This window comes from Thermococcus sp. P6, assembly GCF_002214525.1.
Classification (GTDB): Archaea; Methanobacteriota_B; Thermococci; order Thermococcales; family Thermococcaceae; genus Thermococcus.
This window is the reverse complement of record NZ_CP015104.1, coordinates 817,663-831,197: the sequence shown is the minus strand read 5'-3', so window position 1 is coordinate 831,197 and position 13,535 is coordinate 817,663. Positions and strand designations below refer to the sequence as shown.

Below are 13,535 nucleotides of genomic sequence, written 5' to 3'. Positions count from 1 at the left end.
TCACCCCCACACCACGAGTACCCCGACCACTATGGCGGTGGTGACGAGCAGGTAGCTTACGTAATCGCTCAACAGACCGGTGTGCTCCCTCCGGAAGTAGAGGAAGACCCTTTGAATTCCCCTGATGAGGCCCCACATCACGTGCCTCCCGGTTACGTGGCCCTTCAGGTGTTCGAATTGGGGTACCTCCATGTCCTGATCCTCGCCGCTCAGGAAGATCTTCGTTCCATCCCCTGCCCTTCTCGTCCCCATGCTTGAGCGCTCGGCCCATAGGTAGATGAGGTACGCGATGATCAGGCTTACGGTGAAGACGTAAACGAAGTAGAGGGCATCCCAGTAGCCGAACATTTCAGGCACCTCCAAGCACGGCCGATACGTAATTTCCGGTGTTTTCGAGCATTTTTGCCGCGGGCAGCATCACCCTGTCGCTGATTATCCACGGGAAGAGTCCTGTGAGTACTATAGCGGCCACGAGAATGAGCATCGGAAGCAACATGGCCTTTCCGGGCTCTTGGGCCTGCATAACCCTCTCGCAGGGCCTTCCAAGGAAGGTGAAGACCACCCTTATGTAGGCGGCGAAGCTGAAGGCCGTTCCGATTATCGCTATAACACCCACGAGCGGGTTGAAGAGCGCGGAGCTCTCGTAGATGAGCCACTTGCTCGCGAAACCGTTCATGGGTGGAACGCCGATTATGGCCATCGCGCCCACGAGGAAGGCGAAGCTCGTGATGGGCATCCTCCTGGCTATGCCGCTCAGCTCGTTGAGGTTCCTCGTTCCGAGGTTATGTATAACCGCTCCGGCGATCAGGAAGAGAAGGGCCTTGATGAGGGCGTGGTTGACGGTATGGTATATGGCCCCCGCGAGGGCCACGTTCCCCACTTCGCTTCCGTAGGCTGCGAGACCTATCCCAACCCCCAGCAGGATGTAACCGATCTGACCGACGCTGGAATAGGCCAGCAGTCTCTTCATGTCCGTCTGGACCACTGCCATCGCGTTGCCCACTATCAGGGTGGCGCAGGCGAAGAGTATCACCACCCAGCCCAGCGTTCTGAGGTTCGTTCCCCCGCCGAAAACGCTGAAGGCGAGCCTTGTAATGGCGTAGACCCCGCCCAGTTTGATGACGAGACCGGAGAGCATGGCACTGATGGAGCTGGGCGCCGCCGGATGGGCATCGGCGAGCCACATGTGGACGGGAACGGCACCGCTCTTGAAGAGAAGCCCCCCGATGAGCAGTCCAAGGGCAACCCGGGATGTGAACGTCGGGTTCCCGGTTATCATCTTTGAGAGGTAGGCCATCGTCAGCGTTCCGTACTGGCCGTAGAGGAGGACTACCCCGAGGAGGACGAGGGAGCTCGCGAGAGAGCCGGCGAACATGTACTTTATGCCCGCCTCGATGCCCTCCCATGTGTCGTTCCTGAAGGCGACGAGGGCGTAGCTCGCTATCCCCGTTATCTCAAAGAAGACGTAGAAGTTGAAGAGGTCGCCGGTCATCGCTATGCCGAGCATCCCGACCTCGAGGAGCATGACGAGGGTGTAGTACTTCTCCAATCCGGTATCGTGCTTCATGTACTCGATCGAGTACACCACCACCACGAGGGTTACGAAGGCCACCACGAGGGCCAGCAGGGCTCCCAGCAGGTCGACCTCCCAGACTATCCTCACGGGGAAGTCCACGCCCTTCCCTATCGGGCTCTTTGCCCCGAGGGTGTAAACGAGGATCCCCTTCTTCCAGACGGTGTTGAAAACGTCGATTGAGACTCCGAAGGTCAGGAGCGTAACGATGACCGCCCAGAGCTCCCCGGCCTTTCTTCCGGCGAGGCCCATCAGGGGCATGGCGAAGGCCCCGAGGAGCGGGATTATTATGAGGTACGGGATCATCCTCTCAACCTCCTGAGTTTGTTGATGTCAAGGCTTCCGTAATGCCTGTAGGCGTTTATGGTCAGGGCCATCGCAAGCGAGAGCACGCAGACGCCTATGACGATGCTGGTGAGCGTTAGAGCCTGAGGAAGCGGGCCCACCATGGCCGTTTTTACCGTCTCGTAGCCCGTGTAAATCGGTGCCGTTGGTAAGCTCTTGAGTTCTATCCTGTAGCCGAGGCTTATGAGGAGAAGGTGCACGCCGGAGTCGATTATGTTGAGGGCTAGAATCAGCTTGATGAGGTTCCTCTTGTAAAGGAGCGCGTACGTTCCCATCCCCACCATGAGGAAGGCCGTGATGAACTGGAAGGGTATCATTTACCCCACCTCCTGTAAGAGGCTATGGCAACCATCGCGCTTACCAGTCCCGCGAAGACCTTCAGCCCCACGGCGATGTTCATCACGGGCAGGTACCCGGCGGAAAGCAGTGTTCCGGGCCGACCGTTGAAGATGGGTCCGTTGTGCCAGAGCGTGTTGTAGAAAAAGGCCACGCCAATGCCCAGCATGGCCATGCCGAGGAACGCCAGCCCGCCGAGACCCTCCAGAATGGAGTAGAGGTTTTTATTGTAGTGTTGCTTCATCTCGCCGAGGCCGAAGGCTATGAGGAAGAGTATCCCGGCTCCCGCTATGGTGGCCCCTCCCTGAAAGCCACCCCCCGGGGTGAGGTGACCGTGCGAGACCACGTAAGCTCCGAATATACCTATGAGAGGGATGGTGGCCCTCGCGATGGTTTCCACTATGATACCCATCCCGCGTTCCTCACTCATCCCCATCCCTCCTCCATGGTCTGAGAAGGGCAACGGCCCCCGCTATGGCCGTGAAAAGAACCGTGGCTTCCCCGAGGGTATCGTAACCACGGTAGTCGAAGACTATGTCCGTAACCACGTTCGCCCCGCCGGTTTCTTCGGGACCGTGGTCTATGTAATACTGATCCGTATAGCGGTACTTCATCCACTCGTCCCCGCCGGGACCGAACTTTATCCCCGTTGAGGGGTTCGCAACCGCCAGAAGGACTCCGAGGAGGAACAGCAGTGCGAGGCCTCCAAAGGTCCGGTTCATGGTCCCTCACGCTCCCATCTCTCGGTCTTGGCTATCCCGTAAACCACCACGGCCGTGACGACCCCCGCCCCAACGGCGGCTTCGGCTATGGCAACGTCCGGGGCGTGGAGCATGTAGAACTCGAGGCTGAGGAGCAGGCTCATCGTGGCCGAGGCTATGGCCGCGCTGAGGAGGTCGCGCATGGTTATGGTCACGTAGGTTGCCAGCAGTATCCCGAGGAGTATCCCGAACTGCACCGCCATGTCGAGGGAAAGGGCGTTCATTTCGCACCCCCCATCTTCTCTTCGTAGGCATCGACGACCGCTTTCACCGGTTTGTACCCGCTGAGATGGGCCGCTTTTGCTATGGCATGGGCTCCCGTGGGGTTCGTGATAAGGAGCGCTATCAGAGCAACCAGAGCGTGAAGCGCCATCTGGAGGTACTTGGGGTCGCCGGTGAGGTTTAATCTGTAGGCCCCGTGGAGGACCACCGCCAGAATCGCGAAGATGGTCCCGAAGGTCGTGCACTTCGTGGCCCCGTGGAGTCTCGTGTAAACGTCGGGGAACCTGTGAAGGGCAAAGCTGCCGAGAAGGTTGAAGGCGATGCTTATCCCCAGAAAGGCGTAGATCAGGTACGTAACGGCGTTCACTTCAATCCCCCCTGAAGGTACCTCGCTATGGCCAGCGTTCCAACGTAGCTCAGGAGGGCGTAAACGATGGCTATGTCGATGTATATCGTCCTGTCGTAGGCCGCTCCAAGGAGAACCATGGCGGCGACGATGAGGGTGTTTACCGTGTCAACCCCAACGACCCTGTCGGGCACGCTCGGGCCCAGTAGCACCCTGAAAAGCGCCAGAAATGCGCTTATAACTATGACCACCACCGCGTAAAAGAACTCCGGGGCCATCATCTTCCCAGCCACCTCGCCCATTTCTCAAAGGAGCCCGCCACGACACTGGAATCTTTGGGTTCCCTCTCGGTAACGTTTATCCAGTGAACGTAGAGCGCCTTCTCTTCGGGACAGGCGTCTATCGTCAGGGTTCCGGGGGTCAGGGTTATTGAGTTGCTCAGCAGTGTATACTGGGCGTCGTTTTCCAGCTCAACGGGAACCCGAACTATCCCGGGCTTTATCTTTCCCGTTATGACCCTGTAGGCAACGTCGAAGTTTGCCCTGACCATTCCCCAGAAGAGAGGACCGATCGCGTAGATCACAAAGCCCGCCCACTTCACCGGATTGAGGAAACGACCCGCTTTTTCCCCTATCAGGTTCCTCGTGGCGAACGCCACTACCGCTGAGAACAGAACACCCGCAACGAGCTCCTCCGTGCTCCAGAGCATCCCCTCACTGCCCGCGGTCAGCACCAGCCAGAGGACGTAGCTCCAGAGGAAGGCAACGATGAACGACACCTTAACACCCCCTCTCCGCAAGGAATAATTTTAGGTCTTTGTTTTTTTATTTCCGTTCTTTTATAGATTCTATGCTTTTAAAAGGGTTTTTTAAAGCTTAGAATTTAAAATAAAAGTAGGAAACGGTTCGTTGTCAACCAAAGGTTTAGAAAGTCACCCAAAGCTTTATAAACTCTGGAGGGGACCAGTCAGTGGGACTCTTCTCGGGGTCTCTTCGAGGGAGTTCCAAAAATTCGAAAGAGTTGGTGTCGGAAATGTATGGAGATAGGTTTGGCGGTGGCTACGAAGCCCCCGTTAAGGTTGGAGAAAGGTACAGGGTTAGGATAGAGAGCCTTGGAAAGGGTGGCGATGGTATCGCCAAGATAAAGGGGTTTGTCATCTTCGTCCCGAACACGAAAGTTGGAGACGAGGTTGAAGTGGTTATCAACTCCGTCAAGAGAAGGTTCGCTTTCGCGGAAGTCATCTGATTTTCCTTCCTTTCATTCTTATTCCTCATTCTGAATTCCCCCTATTTGCCTTCTAACCGCACACTTTTTAAGTCAACTTTCCCAGCGGACAGGGATGGTAAGGGTTCACGTCGAGACCTACGGTTGCGCCAGAAACAGGGCCGATGCTGAGATCATGGAGGCCATCCTCCTCGATGCTGGTTACGAGCTCGTGGAGAGCCCCGAGAAGGCCGACTACGTGGTGGTCAACACCTGCGCCGTGAAGGATCCCACTGAAAGGCATATGAGCAAAAGGATAAAGGAACTGCTGAACTCGGGTAAGAAGGTCATCGCCACCGGTTGCCTGCCCCACGTTAACCCAGCTGCCATAGACCCCCGGGTTTCTGCCATTCTCGGAGTGAAGAGCATCGACAGAATAGCCGAAGCGGTGAGCCTTGCCGAGCGCGGTGAGAAACTCGTCAGCGTTGAGGGATGGCGTGAGAGAAACCCCGATAAGCTCCTCTTCCCCCGCCTCTGGAAGGAAAGCGTGGCCTTCACCGTGCCCATAGCGGAGGGCTGTCTCGGAGGGTGCACCTACTGCGCCACCCGCTTTGCGAGGGGCGTTCTGAAGAGTTACAGGCCTGAGCTTGTTGTACGCTGGGTTAAAGAAGCGCTGGCGAGAGGCTACAGGGAGATAAGGCTGTCGGCCGAGGATACGGGCTGTTACGGGTTCGATATAGGGACGAATCTGGCGGAGCTTCTCGATGAGATAACGGCCATCGAAGGCGACTTCAGGATAAGGGTCGGGATGATGAACCCCGATCATGTTCTGGACATGCTCGACGAACTCCTTGAGGCGTACCTCAACCCGAAGGTTTACAGGTTCCTTCACCTTCCGGTCCAGAGCGGGGACGACGGGGTCCTCAGGAGGATGGGGAGAGGCTACACCGTTGAGGAGTTCGAGGAGATAGTGAGGGCCTTCCGCAGGAGGATTCCCCATCTGAACCTCAACACGGACGTTATAGTCGGCTTTCCGGGAGAGGACGATGAGGCCTTTAAGAACACCCTTGAACTCGTGGAGAGGGTGAGGCCGGACAAGGTAAACGTCTCCCGCTACTCGCCGAGGCCGGGAACGGTGGCCGCGAGGTGGAAGCAGTTGCCCGGCTGGAAGGTCAAGGAGCGCTCGAGGACCCTCCACAGGCTCAGGCTCAGGATAGCCCACGAGATAAACGAGACGTACCTCGGCAGGGAGGTTGAGGTCCTCGTCCACGGGGAGGGCAAGAAGGGAGGGGTTGAGGGAAGAACCTTCAACTACAAGGAGATAATCCTCGACTCCGGTGAGCCCGGCGAGTTCCTGAGGGCCCGCGTCGATCAGGCCGGCTCGACCTATCTTAAAGGGACAGCCCTCTAACCGGGACGTAAGGCGATGGAATATCCAAAAGAGTGTTGGAACAAAAAGTCACACATCCCCAGCCCATTCCTCTTCAGGTATGGCCTCCTTTCTGGCGGGGATTATGCAGAGGAATTCGAAGGTCTCGCCCAGAGCTCTGTAACCGTGGGGCTCGTTGGGGGGAACGTAGAGGAAATCCCCGGCCTTCACCCTCACCGTTTTCTCGCCGTTGGTTATGGCTCCTTCCCCTTTGACGATGAATATCTCGTGCTCCCAGTCGTGCTGGTGGATCGGAATCTCGGCATCTTTCCTCAGGGTGAAGTAGCGCATGGCGTAGTTCCTCGCCCCGAGCTTTGGAGAAACGAGCCACCTGATGGTAACGCCCTCAAAACCCGTATCCTTCTCAGGGACGTCCCTGTAATGGCCCACGAACATGGTATCACCCGGAGGTAGTTGGAGCGCCTTTATTTAAACCTGCCGGATTCAAAACGGTTTTAAGCTTTCCACCCCAGTTCCCCCGGTGAAAACATGAGGAAGGTTGCGGTATTCCTGCTGGTCCTTGTCGTTCTCGTGGCCGGATGCATGAGCTCCGAGCGGGTGACGGATACCACGACGGAAACGACCCACTCGAGCGGCATCGACTTCGGGGCCTACGGTAAGGGAGACGTCCTCGCCCACTGGTACGAACTGGCCAACATCTCCAAGGTTTACGTGAGCGAGGGTTACCAGGATCTCGCGGAACACTACTTCCCCAGCGCTCAGATACTTCCAGCAAATCAGTACGACGGCGGGGTGGCGATTCTATCGCCGAAGGACGCGAGGTCGCTCCTCAGGGGAAGGCCGATCCTGATAACGGTCAACGACTACTTCGGCTACATCGCCTACAGGCAGGGCATTAGGTTCGTTGGGGAGGATAAGGGCATCTTCGTGGCCTTCAACGACAACGGTAGGGCAAACTTCGTCTTCACGGGAACGGGCAAGGCCGGCGTCGGGGCGGCCCTCGAGTACGCCATGGAACTGAAGGGGGGCAAAGCTCCGAACGTTAACGACGTTGTGAGGAGCGGCGAGTTCGAGGGGGTTCTCCTGAAGGTCATAGGGGACAACGACTGGGATGGAATCCCCGATAAAGGCGAGTACTGGTACCTGAGCTCCTTTAATGTCAAAGAACCCTTCGTCTACTACTGGCGCGTCGTCGAGGGTGAGAACGTTACCGTCAGGGGCGGTTTCATCAGGCTCGTCAACGGCTCAAAAGTCCACATCCACGCCCTCGGGTTCAACGTGAGCGTGGAGATAAAGAATCCCCGGGGGGTTAAGCTGACCTACGTTATAGAGAACACCAATCCATCCGTGCTCAACCTCCCGACCGGGGCCAGAAGGGGCGAGACGTGGGTCGAGTTCGAAACTTCGGATCCCTCGTTCAGCGTGACCCCGAAGGACATCGGGAACTACACGGTTCTTGTTTTCGGGGACCACAGGCCCGACGGAGGGAAAGAGCTTCCGCCCGTGTTCCTCAGGATCAGGGACGCCATCAACTCCGAGGAAGGGGTTTTCATCGTGGACGGTGGCGACCTCGTCTACTCCGGTAGGGTCGACGAATGGGCCGAACTGCTCAAGGAATGGAAGTGGAACAGGCCCATCTTCATCGCCGCCGGAAACCACGAGTACCGCGTGGAGGGAACGAACGTCTACCACAGGCTCTTCGGGCCGACGGATTATTCCTTCGCCCTCGGGAGTTACTACTACATCTTCATGGACAACGTCAACCACAACTACGGCCTGAGCGATGAGCAGTGGAAGTGGCTCGAGGAGGAGCTCGAGAGGGCCAACGCAACGGGCAGGAAGCCGATAATAGTTATGCACACCCCACCGGTTGACCCGAGGGAGAACGGAGACCACGCCATGAATCCGGCGGACGCGAAGAGGCTCCTCGAACTCATGAGGGACTACGGCGCCTTTGGAATCTTCAGCCACATTCACATGTTCTGGGACGGGGAGATCGATGGCGTCAGGTACGTGATCACGGGAGGCGGAGGGGCTCCCCTCTACGCGGAACCCGACGAGGGCGGCTTCTACCACTACGTCAGGCTTTCCCTGAGCTCTTCGGGGGAGATAAAGGCCGAACCCGTGAAGGTCAGCCCCTGATCCTCTATCTATTTTTGCTATATAGCTCTCGGTAGCTAACTATATTTTATTGCGATAAAGTATTTATTTAGATCCCTTTAGGGGCATCCGGTGGCGATCATGGACGTGTGGCTGATCATAACCCTTATCGTCGGCTTTGCCATGGCCTGGAGCATAGGTGCCAACGACGCGGCCAACTCGATGAGCACCGCCGTTGGGGCGAGGGCCATAACCCCGAGACAGGCCGTGTTGATAGCCGGAATCCTTGAGTTCACGGGGGCTTATTTCTTTGGAAAGAGCGTCACGGAGACCATCAGAAAGGGCATCCTCGACCCGGGCATGATAAAGGACCCGAACGTCCTCATCTACGGTTCCGTGGCTGCGCTGCTGGCGGCTACCGTGTGGCTTGTTTTAGCCAGCAGGATGGGTCTGCCGGTTTCAACCACCCACTCCATCGTGGGGGGAATAGCCGGTTACGGTATCGTTTACGCCGGGACGGCCATATAGTTAACTGGGGCAAGATGGCGCAGGTTGTTTTGAGCTGGATCCTCTCGCCGATAGTCGGTGCTATAATGGCCTACCTCGTGTTCAAGGCCCTCACGAAGAGCGTTTTCGAGAGGAAGGACCCGGTCAGAGGCGCCCGCATCTGGTCCCCCTTCTGGGTGGGACTGGCCTTCGTCGTAATCGGAACCATGTTCTACCTCAAGGTCCTCCACGGGAGCAGCCTTAAGAGGGGCGTCCTGATGTACGGCGTCCCCCTGGGTATAGTGGTTTTCTTCGTGGTTTACTACCTCATAAAACTCCGCTTCCCCGTGGATGACCCCCTCATAGGGGTGGAGTCCATATTCAGGAGGGTTCAGGTCATAACGTCAGGTTACGTTGCCCTGGCCCACGGTGCCAACGACGTGGCCAACGCGGTGGGTCCGGTGGCTGCGGTCTACACGGTGGCGACCATGGGGCTGAGCGGCATGAAGGTTCCGGTTCCGAGGTGGATCCTCGCCCTCGGAGGCCTTGGAATAGCGGTTGGCGTGGCGACCTACGGTTACAGGGTCATGGAGACCGTTGGGAAGAGGATAACCGAACTCACGAACACGCGCGGCTTTACCATCGACTTCTCGGCCGCGACGGTGGTTCTCGTGGCGAGCTGGATGGGTCTGCCGGTTTCAACAACGCACGCTGTAGTTGGTGCCGTCATCGGTGTGGGCCTCGCCCGGGGGGTAAAGGCAATAAACAAGGACGTCGTCAGGGACATAGTGATCTCGTGGTTCGTTACCGTCCCCGTGGTGGGTCTGATAAGCGGGATGATATTCAAGTTGCTCATGATGATGGGGTGATAGCATGCAGGTATGGACGAAGCTGTTCGCGAAAAGTCCCTTCAAGCCCCTCATAAAGCACGCGGAAGCGGTCCTGAGTACGGTCGAGGCCCTCGAAAAGGCCCTCCGCCTCTGGTATGAGGGAGATTACGAGGGCCTGAGGAAGATGGCCGTCGAGGTCGATCGCCTCGAAGACGTTGCCGACAGGCTGAAGGAGGAGATAAGGGACTCCCTCAGCTCAAAGCTCATGATGGCCGTCGCGAGGGAGGACGTTCTTATTTACCTCCACATGCAGGACAAGGTGGCAGATGCCGCGGAAGACACGGCCAAATGGCTGTTCGTCAGGAAACCCGACGGGATTCCCGGGGAGATAAAGGAGCTGATACTTCAGATGGGTACTGAGAGCATCAAAGCTGCCAAGCTCGTCTATGAAGCGATAGTTCAGATGGACCGTGTGGTGGAAAGCGGCTTTTCCGATGGGGAGATAAAAAGGGAGTACGAGATAATCGAGCAGGTAGAGGGTGTTGAGAACGAGATAGACGCCCTCGACACGAAACTCATGGAGGAGGTCTTTAAGAGGGCCGATTCCATGAGCTGGAGCGAGGGGTTTTACATCCTCAACGTGGCCAGAGCCCTCAGCAACATCTCGGACAGGGCGAAGGACTCCGCGGAAAGGATAAGGCTGTTGATGAACAAGTGAACTTTTTTCCTTTTTTAAATGTACCAAAAGGGAAAAGAGGTTCAGATGGCTATCATGGTCGAGGTCATCTGGATCTCCGGCATCTTCCTTATCTTCTCCGTGATGAACTGATCGAGGGCCTTCAGGGTGTCGGTTTCCACCTTTATGACGACGTCGTATTCCCCGTAAACCACGTGAGCCTCCTTAACCTCGGGCATGGCGAGGAGCTTCTCCATAACTTCCCTTTCCTTTCCGGCGGCAGTCACCATCAAAATAAAAGCCGTCACCATGGCTATCACCAAAAGTATTTTATCGGAAAGGTATTTAAGGTTATCGAGACCCATGTTCGACCACCTCATCGATGGGGCTTCACTGGAGCGGTTCTACTCCCACCTGAGGTCACTCGGGTTGGATGGGCTAAGGCCCTACTCTAGAGGAACGACCGGCCTCGTCTTCAGGGGCAGGCTGGGGGAAAGGGAAGTCATCGTTAAGCTCCAGCGACCGGATTCGCCGAGGAGAACCCTGTCCCGGGAAGCTGAGATAATCAAAACCCTTGAGCCCTTCGGGGTAACCCCTCGACTCCTTGCCCAGGGCACCTTCGAGGGCCTCGACTACCTGATAAGGGAATTCGCCGGAGGGGAGATGATTCTCAACGCCATCCCGGATAAAAGGCACCTCTTTGAGATCGTTGAGAAGACGGCTCTTTTGGACGCCATGGGGCTTGACCACGGCCAGATTCAGGGGGGCAAGCACGTGATAATCGGAGAAAGGGTTTACCTCATAGACTTCGAGAAAGCCGGCTGGAGGAAGCCCAAAAACCTTACATCCGCCATGGCCATGCTCTTTCTCAACGACAACCGGATCTCGCGCAGGGTAAGGGCAAAGTTCCGCATCGACGGGGACTTTCTTAAGGAACTCAGGGATGAGGTGAGGGCGTACAAAAAAACCGGGAGGCTATCGGGTCTTCTGGGGGTTCTTTCCACCCTTTAGCCTGTCCGCGTAGGCCGCCAGCAGCGGCACGAGGATCGCCATGGATATCAGCCCTACCCTCGGATCCCAGAGGTAGTCGAAGAGGAGGATGGTCACGATGGCCACGCCTATCATGATGAACAGGTCCCTGTCGTAGAGCCTCGATTTTGCGAGCAGGTTCTGCCTCCTCGATCTGTAGGACAGGTAAGCCGGTATGCCAAGCGCCGCTACCGCAACCCCGAGGTAGGTCCTGAGGACGAGCGAGATCACTATCCCGGCAACGAGAATTCCTGCAACTGCAAGCTCCTCTTTCATTCTCCCCACCTGCTCCCTTAATCTTAAAGCTTAAATACTTTAAAAGCTTGTCATTATATTGGTGATAGCGTTATGAGCAAAATCGAATGGAACCATGAAACCTTTTCTAAGTTCAGCTACCTGGGGGATATACGGATTTCGAAGGACGGGAGGCAAATTGCCTACCTTCTTACAAAGGCGAACATGGAAAACAACAGGTATGAAAACACGGTTGTCGTTGAGGGGCTTGAAAGTGGGGAGAGGAAATACGTGGAGAACGCTTCAATGCCCCGCTTTTCTCCGAGTGGAACAAAGCTAACCTTCGTCAGAGCTAATGAGGGGAGGAGCGAGCTGTGGCTTGTTGACCTGAGAAGTATGAGCACCAAAAAGCTCATGGAGACCAAGAACATCCTCGACGTGAGCTGGAACAAAGACGACAGGCGCCTGCTAATCACGGGCTTCAAGAGGCGCGATGATGAGGACTTCATCTTTGAGAACGACGTTCCCGTGTGGTTTGATGCAAAAGGCTTCTTTGACGGTGAGAAAACAACATTCTGGATTTACGACAGTGAAGGTGAGGAAATTCTGGAGGAGTTTACTGCCGAAAAATTTGCCTCCGCCATCTGGCACGGCGATGAGGTGCTCTATGCACAGCACCACAGGGAGGATGGAAAGCCCTTGATGTTCAAGTTCTATGACATCTTCAGGTATAGGGACGGGGAGAGCGAGAGGGTATTTGAGAAGGTCTCCTACGTTCCCGTGGACTCAAACGGGAAGCTCGTCCTCCTCCGTGGAAAGCCGGAGAAGAAGAAACTCAGCGAGCACGATTACCTTTACATCTGGGATGGCGCAAAGGTTGAGCCCCTGACGAAGCGCTTTGTATACAACAACGGCATGGGAAAGCTCGATGTTAAAGGAAATCTGTACTTCACGATGGCAAAGGAGGGGAAGGTTACATTATACAGGCTCGAAAATGAAGAACTGACCCCAATAGTTGATGAGAAGGCCTGGGTTGTGGGATTCGATGTGAGCGATGATGGAAAGGTTGCCCTTCTAAAGCAGACGGAGGCCATGCCGAGTGAGGTCTTTCTCTGGGATGGGGAGCTCAGGCAGCTCACCGATTACAACGGGCCCGTTTTGAAGGGGCTCAGGAGGAGACCCATAAAGCACTTCCGCTTTAAGAGCCTTGATCTGGAGATTGACGGATGGTACATAAAGCCGGACGTAGAGGAAGGCGAGAAAGCTCCCGTTGTGGTGTTCGTCCATGGCGGCCCCAAAGGCATGTATGGATACTACTTCAAATATGAGATGCAGCTCCTCGCGGATAAAGGCTTTTACGTAGTTTTTGTCAACCCGCGCGGTAGCAACGGTTACAGTGAGGACTTTGCCCTCCGCGTGCTGGAGAGAACGGGTTTAGAGGACTTTGAGGACATAATGGCTGGAATAAAGGAGTTCCTCAAACTCGAGCCTCAGGCGGACGGGGAGCGCGTTGGGATAACGGGCATAAGCTACGGCGGTTTCATGACCAACTGGGCCCTAACGCAGAGCGACCTCTTCAAGGCCGGAATAAGTGAGAACGGCATAAGCTACTGGCTGACGAGCTACGCTTTCTCGGACATCGGCCTCTGGTTCGATAAGGAGGTCATCGGCGAGAATCCGCTCGAAAATGAGAACTACCGTAAATTAAGCCCGCTTTTCTATGCGAAAAATGTTAAAGCGCCCCTGCTGATAATTCACTCCCTCGAAGACTACCGCTGCCCCCTCGATCAGAGCGTGATGTTCTATCACGTGCTCAAGGACCTGGGGAAGGAGGCATACATTGCAATCTTCAAAAAGGGAGCCCATGGACACAGCCTCCGTGGGAGTCCGAGGCACAGGGCAAAGCGCTATAAACTCTTTTTGGAGTTTTTTGAGAGGAAACTCAAGAGGTACGAGGAAGGATTTGACGTTGAGAAGATACTTAAGGGTAAAACAGAGGAATAA

Annotated in this window: 18 protein-coding genes and 1 pseudogene; 7 read left to right on the top strand and 12 right to left on the bottom strand. The window is 56.0% G+C overall.

Annotated features, from left to right (window positions below):
* From A3L12_RS04515 to A3L12_RS04475, 9 genes are read right to left on the bottom strand one after another with little or no spacing between them, the layout of a single operon-like run.
* Positions 1-348 carry a hydrogenase gene (locus A3L12_RS04515; protein WP_088882505.1) on the bottom strand — a complete coding sequence of 116 codons (348 nt, stop codon included), beginning with the start codon at positions 346-348 and terminating at the stop codon, positions 1-3.
* A gap of 1 nt (position 349) precedes the next feature.
* The gene (locus A3L12_RS04510) at positions 350-1,879 is read right to left on the bottom strand and encodes a proton-conducting transporter membrane subunit (RefSeq protein ID WP_088882504.1); all 1,530 of its coding nucleotides are present in this window, start codon (positions 1,877-1,879) and stop codon (positions 350-352) included.
* Positions 1,876-2,235: an NADH-quinone oxidoreductase subunit K gene (locus tag A3L12_RS04505; RefSeq protein WP_088882503.1), complete on the bottom strand. Its 360-nt coding sequence runs from the start codon at positions 2,233-2,235 to the stop codon at positions 1,876-1,878. The genes A3L12_RS04510 and A3L12_RS04505 overlap by 4 nt, the downstream gene beginning before the upstream one ends.
* Positions 2,232-2,684, bottom strand: a complete 453-nt coding sequence (locus A3L12_RS04500; RefSeq protein WP_088882502.1) for a Na(+)/H(+) antiporter subunit B — start codon at positions 2,682-2,684, stop codon at positions 2,232-2,234. Before A3L12_RS04500 ends, A3L12_RS04505 begins: the two co-directional genes overlap by 4 nt.
* Positions 2,677-2,976 carry a hydrogen gas-evolving membrane-bound hydrogenase subunit E gene (mbhE, locus tag A3L12_RS04495; RefSeq protein WP_088882501.1) on the bottom strand — a complete coding sequence of 100 codons (300 nt, stop codon included), beginning with the start codon at positions 2,974-2,976 and terminating at the stop codon, positions 2,677-2,679. Before mbhE ends, A3L12_RS04500 begins: the two co-directional genes overlap by 8 nt.
* Positions 2,973-3,239, bottom strand: coding sequence for a DUF4040 domain-containing protein (locus A3L12_RS04490; protein WP_088882500.1), 267 nt, complete (start codon positions 3,237-3,239; stop codon positions 2,973-2,975). Before A3L12_RS04490 ends, mbhE begins: the two co-directional genes overlap by 4 nt.
* Positions 3,236-3,604, bottom strand: a complete 369-nt coding sequence (gene mnhG, locus A3L12_RS04485) for a monovalent cation/H(+) antiporter subunit G (RefSeq protein WP_088882499.1) — start codon at positions 3,602-3,604, stop codon at positions 3,236-3,238. The genes A3L12_RS04490 and mnhG overlap by 4 nt, the downstream gene beginning before the upstream one ends.
* Positions 3,601-3,864 (bottom strand): cation:proton antiporter, encoded by a 264-nt coding sequence (locus A3L12_RS04480; RefSeq protein WP_088882498.1) that lies wholly within the window; start codon positions 3,862-3,864, stop codon positions 3,601-3,603. The genes mnhG and A3L12_RS04480 overlap by 4 nt, the downstream gene beginning before the upstream one ends.
* The gene (locus A3L12_RS04475) at positions 3,861-4,361 is read right to left on the bottom strand and encodes a monovalent cation/H+ antiporter subunit E (protein WP_088882497.1); all 501 of its coding nucleotides are present in this window, start codon (positions 4,359-4,361) and stop codon (positions 3,861-3,863) included. Before A3L12_RS04475 ends, A3L12_RS04480 begins: the two co-directional genes overlap by 4 nt.
* Before the next feature lie 254 nt (positions 4,362-4,615).
* Between A3L12_RS04475 and A3L12_RS04470 the strand changes: the two genes are divergently transcribed.
* Positions 4,616-4,828 carry a TRAM domain-containing protein gene (locus tag A3L12_RS04470; protein ID WP_088882496.1) on the top strand — a complete coding sequence of 71 codons (213 nt, stop codon included), beginning with the start codon at positions 4,616-4,618 and terminating at the stop codon, positions 4,826-4,828.
* Positions 4,829-4,922: 94 nt separating this feature from the next.
* Positions 4,923-6,197, top strand: coding sequence for a tRNA (N(6)-L-threonylcarbamoyladenosine(37)-C(2))-methylthiotransferase (locus A3L12_RS04465; protein ID WP_088882495.1), 1,275 nt, complete (start codon positions 4,923-4,925; stop codon positions 6,195-6,197).
* A gap of 48 nt (positions 6,198-6,245) precedes the next feature.
* On the opposite strand, the gene A3L12_RS04460 is transcribed toward A3L12_RS04465, so the two are convergent.
* Positions 6,246-6,611 carry a cupin domain-containing protein gene (locus A3L12_RS04460; protein WP_088882494.1) on the bottom strand — a complete coding sequence of 122 codons (366 nt, stop codon included), beginning with the start codon at positions 6,609-6,611 and terminating at the stop codon, positions 6,246-6,248.
* Between the two features lie 93 nt (positions 6,612-6,704).
* On the opposite strand from A3L12_RS04460, the gene A3L12_RS04455 reads away from it, so the two are divergent.
* The 3 genes and pseudogenes from A3L12_RS04455 to A3L12_RS04445 all read left to right on the top strand — a co-directional run bounded on the left by A3L12_RS04455 (position 6,705) and on the right by A3L12_RS04445 (position 10,310).
* Positions 6,705-8,318: a metallophosphoesterase gene (locus tag A3L12_RS04455; RefSeq protein ID WP_088882493.1), complete on the top strand. Its 1,614-nt coding sequence runs from the start codon at positions 6,705-6,707 to the stop codon at positions 8,316-8,318.
* A gap of 99 nt (positions 8,319-8,417) precedes the next feature.
* Positions 8,418-9,631 (top strand): annotated as a pseudogene (locus A3L12_RS04450) (inorganic phosphate transporter).
* Between the two features lie 4 nt (positions 9,632-9,635).
* The gene (locus A3L12_RS04445) at positions 9,636-10,310 is read left to right on the top strand and encodes a TIGR00153 family protein (protein ID WP_088882492.1); all 675 of its coding nucleotides are present in this window, start codon (positions 9,636-9,638) and stop codon (positions 10,308-10,310) included.
* Between the two features lie 41 nt (positions 10,311-10,351).
* On the opposite strand, the gene A3L12_RS04440 is transcribed toward A3L12_RS04445, so the two are convergent.
* Positions 10,352-10,579: an Lrp/AsnC family transcriptional regulator gene (locus A3L12_RS04440; RefSeq protein ID WP_088883217.1), complete on the bottom strand. Its 228-nt coding sequence runs from the start codon at positions 10,577-10,579 to the stop codon at positions 10,352-10,354.
* 52 nt (positions 10,580-10,631) lie between these two features.
* Here A3L12_RS04440 and A3L12_RS04435 point away from each other — a divergent pair, with 52 nt between their 5' ends.
* Complete coding sequence (locus A3L12_RS04435; protein ID WP_088882491.1) at positions 10,632-11,279, top strand: phosphotransferase; 648 nt, start codon at positions 10,632-10,634, stop codon at positions 11,277-11,279.
* Here A3L12_RS04435 and A3L12_RS04430 read toward each other — a convergent pair.
* The gene (locus A3L12_RS04430) at positions 11,244-11,573 is read right to left on the bottom strand and encodes a hypothetical protein (RefSeq protein WP_088882490.1); all 330 of its coding nucleotides are present in this window, start codon (positions 11,571-11,573) and stop codon (positions 11,244-11,246) included. The two genes, A3L12_RS04435 and A3L12_RS04430, sit on opposite strands and share 36 nt — an antisense overlap.
* A gap of 72 nt (positions 11,574-11,645) precedes the next feature.
* Between A3L12_RS04430 and A3L12_RS04425 the strand changes: the two genes are divergently transcribed.
* On the top strand, positions 11,646-13,535 hold the full coding sequence (locus tag A3L12_RS04425) for a S9 family peptidase (protein WP_088882489.1): 1,890 nt from the start codon (positions 11,646-11,648) through the stop codon (positions 13,533-13,535).

What these genes read in the sequence shown, in the direction of transcription:
- A3L12_RS04515 (WP_088882505.1), bottom strand. Translation starts at nt 348, where the DNA reads ATGTTCGGCTACTGGGATGCCCTCTACTTCGTTTACGTCTTCACCGTA.
- A3L12_RS04510 (WP_088882504.1), bottom strand. Translation starts at nt 1,879, where the DNA reads ATGATCCCGTACCTCATAATAATCCCGCTCCTCGGGGCCTTCGCCATG.
- A3L12_RS04505 (WP_088882503.1), bottom strand. Translation starts at nt 2,235, where the DNA reads ATGATACCCTTCCAGTTCATCACGGCCTTCCTCATGGTGGGGATGGGA.
- A3L12_RS04500 (WP_088882502.1), bottom strand. Translation starts at nt 2,684, where the DNA reads ATGAGTGAGGAACGCGGGATGGGTATCATAGTGGAAACCATCGCGAGG.
- mbhE (WP_088882501.1), bottom strand. Translation starts at nt 2,976, where the DNA reads ATGAACCGGACCTTTGGAGGCCTCGCACTGCTGTTCCTCCTCGGAGTC.
- A3L12_RS04490 (WP_088882500.1), bottom strand. Translation starts at nt 3,239, where the DNA reads ATGAACGCCCTTTCCCTCGACATGGCGGTGCAGTTCGGGATACTCCTC.
- A3L12_RS04480 (WP_088882498.1), bottom strand. Translation starts at nt 3,864, where the DNA reads ATGATGGCCCCGGAGTTCTTTTACGCGGTGGTGGTCATAGTTATAAGC.
- A3L12_RS04470 (WP_088882496.1), top strand. Translation starts at nt 4,616, where the DNA reads ATGTATGGAGATAGGTTTGGCGGTGGCTACGAAGCCCCCGTTAAGGTT.
- A3L12_RS04465 (WP_088882495.1), top strand. Translation starts at nt 4,923, where the DNA reads ATGGTAAGGGTTCACGTCGAGACCTACGGTTGCGCCAGAAACAGGGCC.
- A3L12_RS04460 (WP_088882494.1), bottom strand. Translation starts at nt 6,611, where the DNA reads ATGTTCGTGGGCCATTACAGGGACGTCCCTGAGAAGGATACGGGTTTT.
- A3L12_RS04455 (WP_088882493.1), top strand. Translation starts at nt 6,705, where the DNA reads ATGAGGAAGGTTGCGGTATTCCTGCTGGTCCTTGTCGTTCTCGTGGCC.
- A3L12_RS04445 (WP_088882492.1), top strand. Translation starts at nt 9,636, where the DNA reads ATGCAGGTATGGACGAAGCTGTTCGCGAAAAGTCCCTTCAAGCCCCTC.
- A3L12_RS04440 (WP_088883217.1), bottom strand. Translation starts at nt 10,579, where the DNA reads ATGGTGACGGCTTTTATTTTGATGGTGACTGCCGCCGGAAAGGAAAGG.
- A3L12_RS04435 (WP_088882491.1), top strand. Translation starts at nt 10,632, where the DNA reads ATGTTCGACCACCTCATCGATGGGGCTTCACTGGAGCGGTTCTACTCC.
- A3L12_RS04430 (WP_088882490.1), bottom strand. Translation starts at nt 11,573, where the DNA reads ATGAAAGAGGAGCTTGCAGTTGCAGGAATTCTCGTTGCCGGGATAGTG.
- A3L12_RS04425 (WP_088882489.1), top strand. Translation starts at nt 11,646, where the DNA reads ATGAGCAAAATCGAATGGAACCATGAAACCTTTTCTAAGTTCAGCTAC.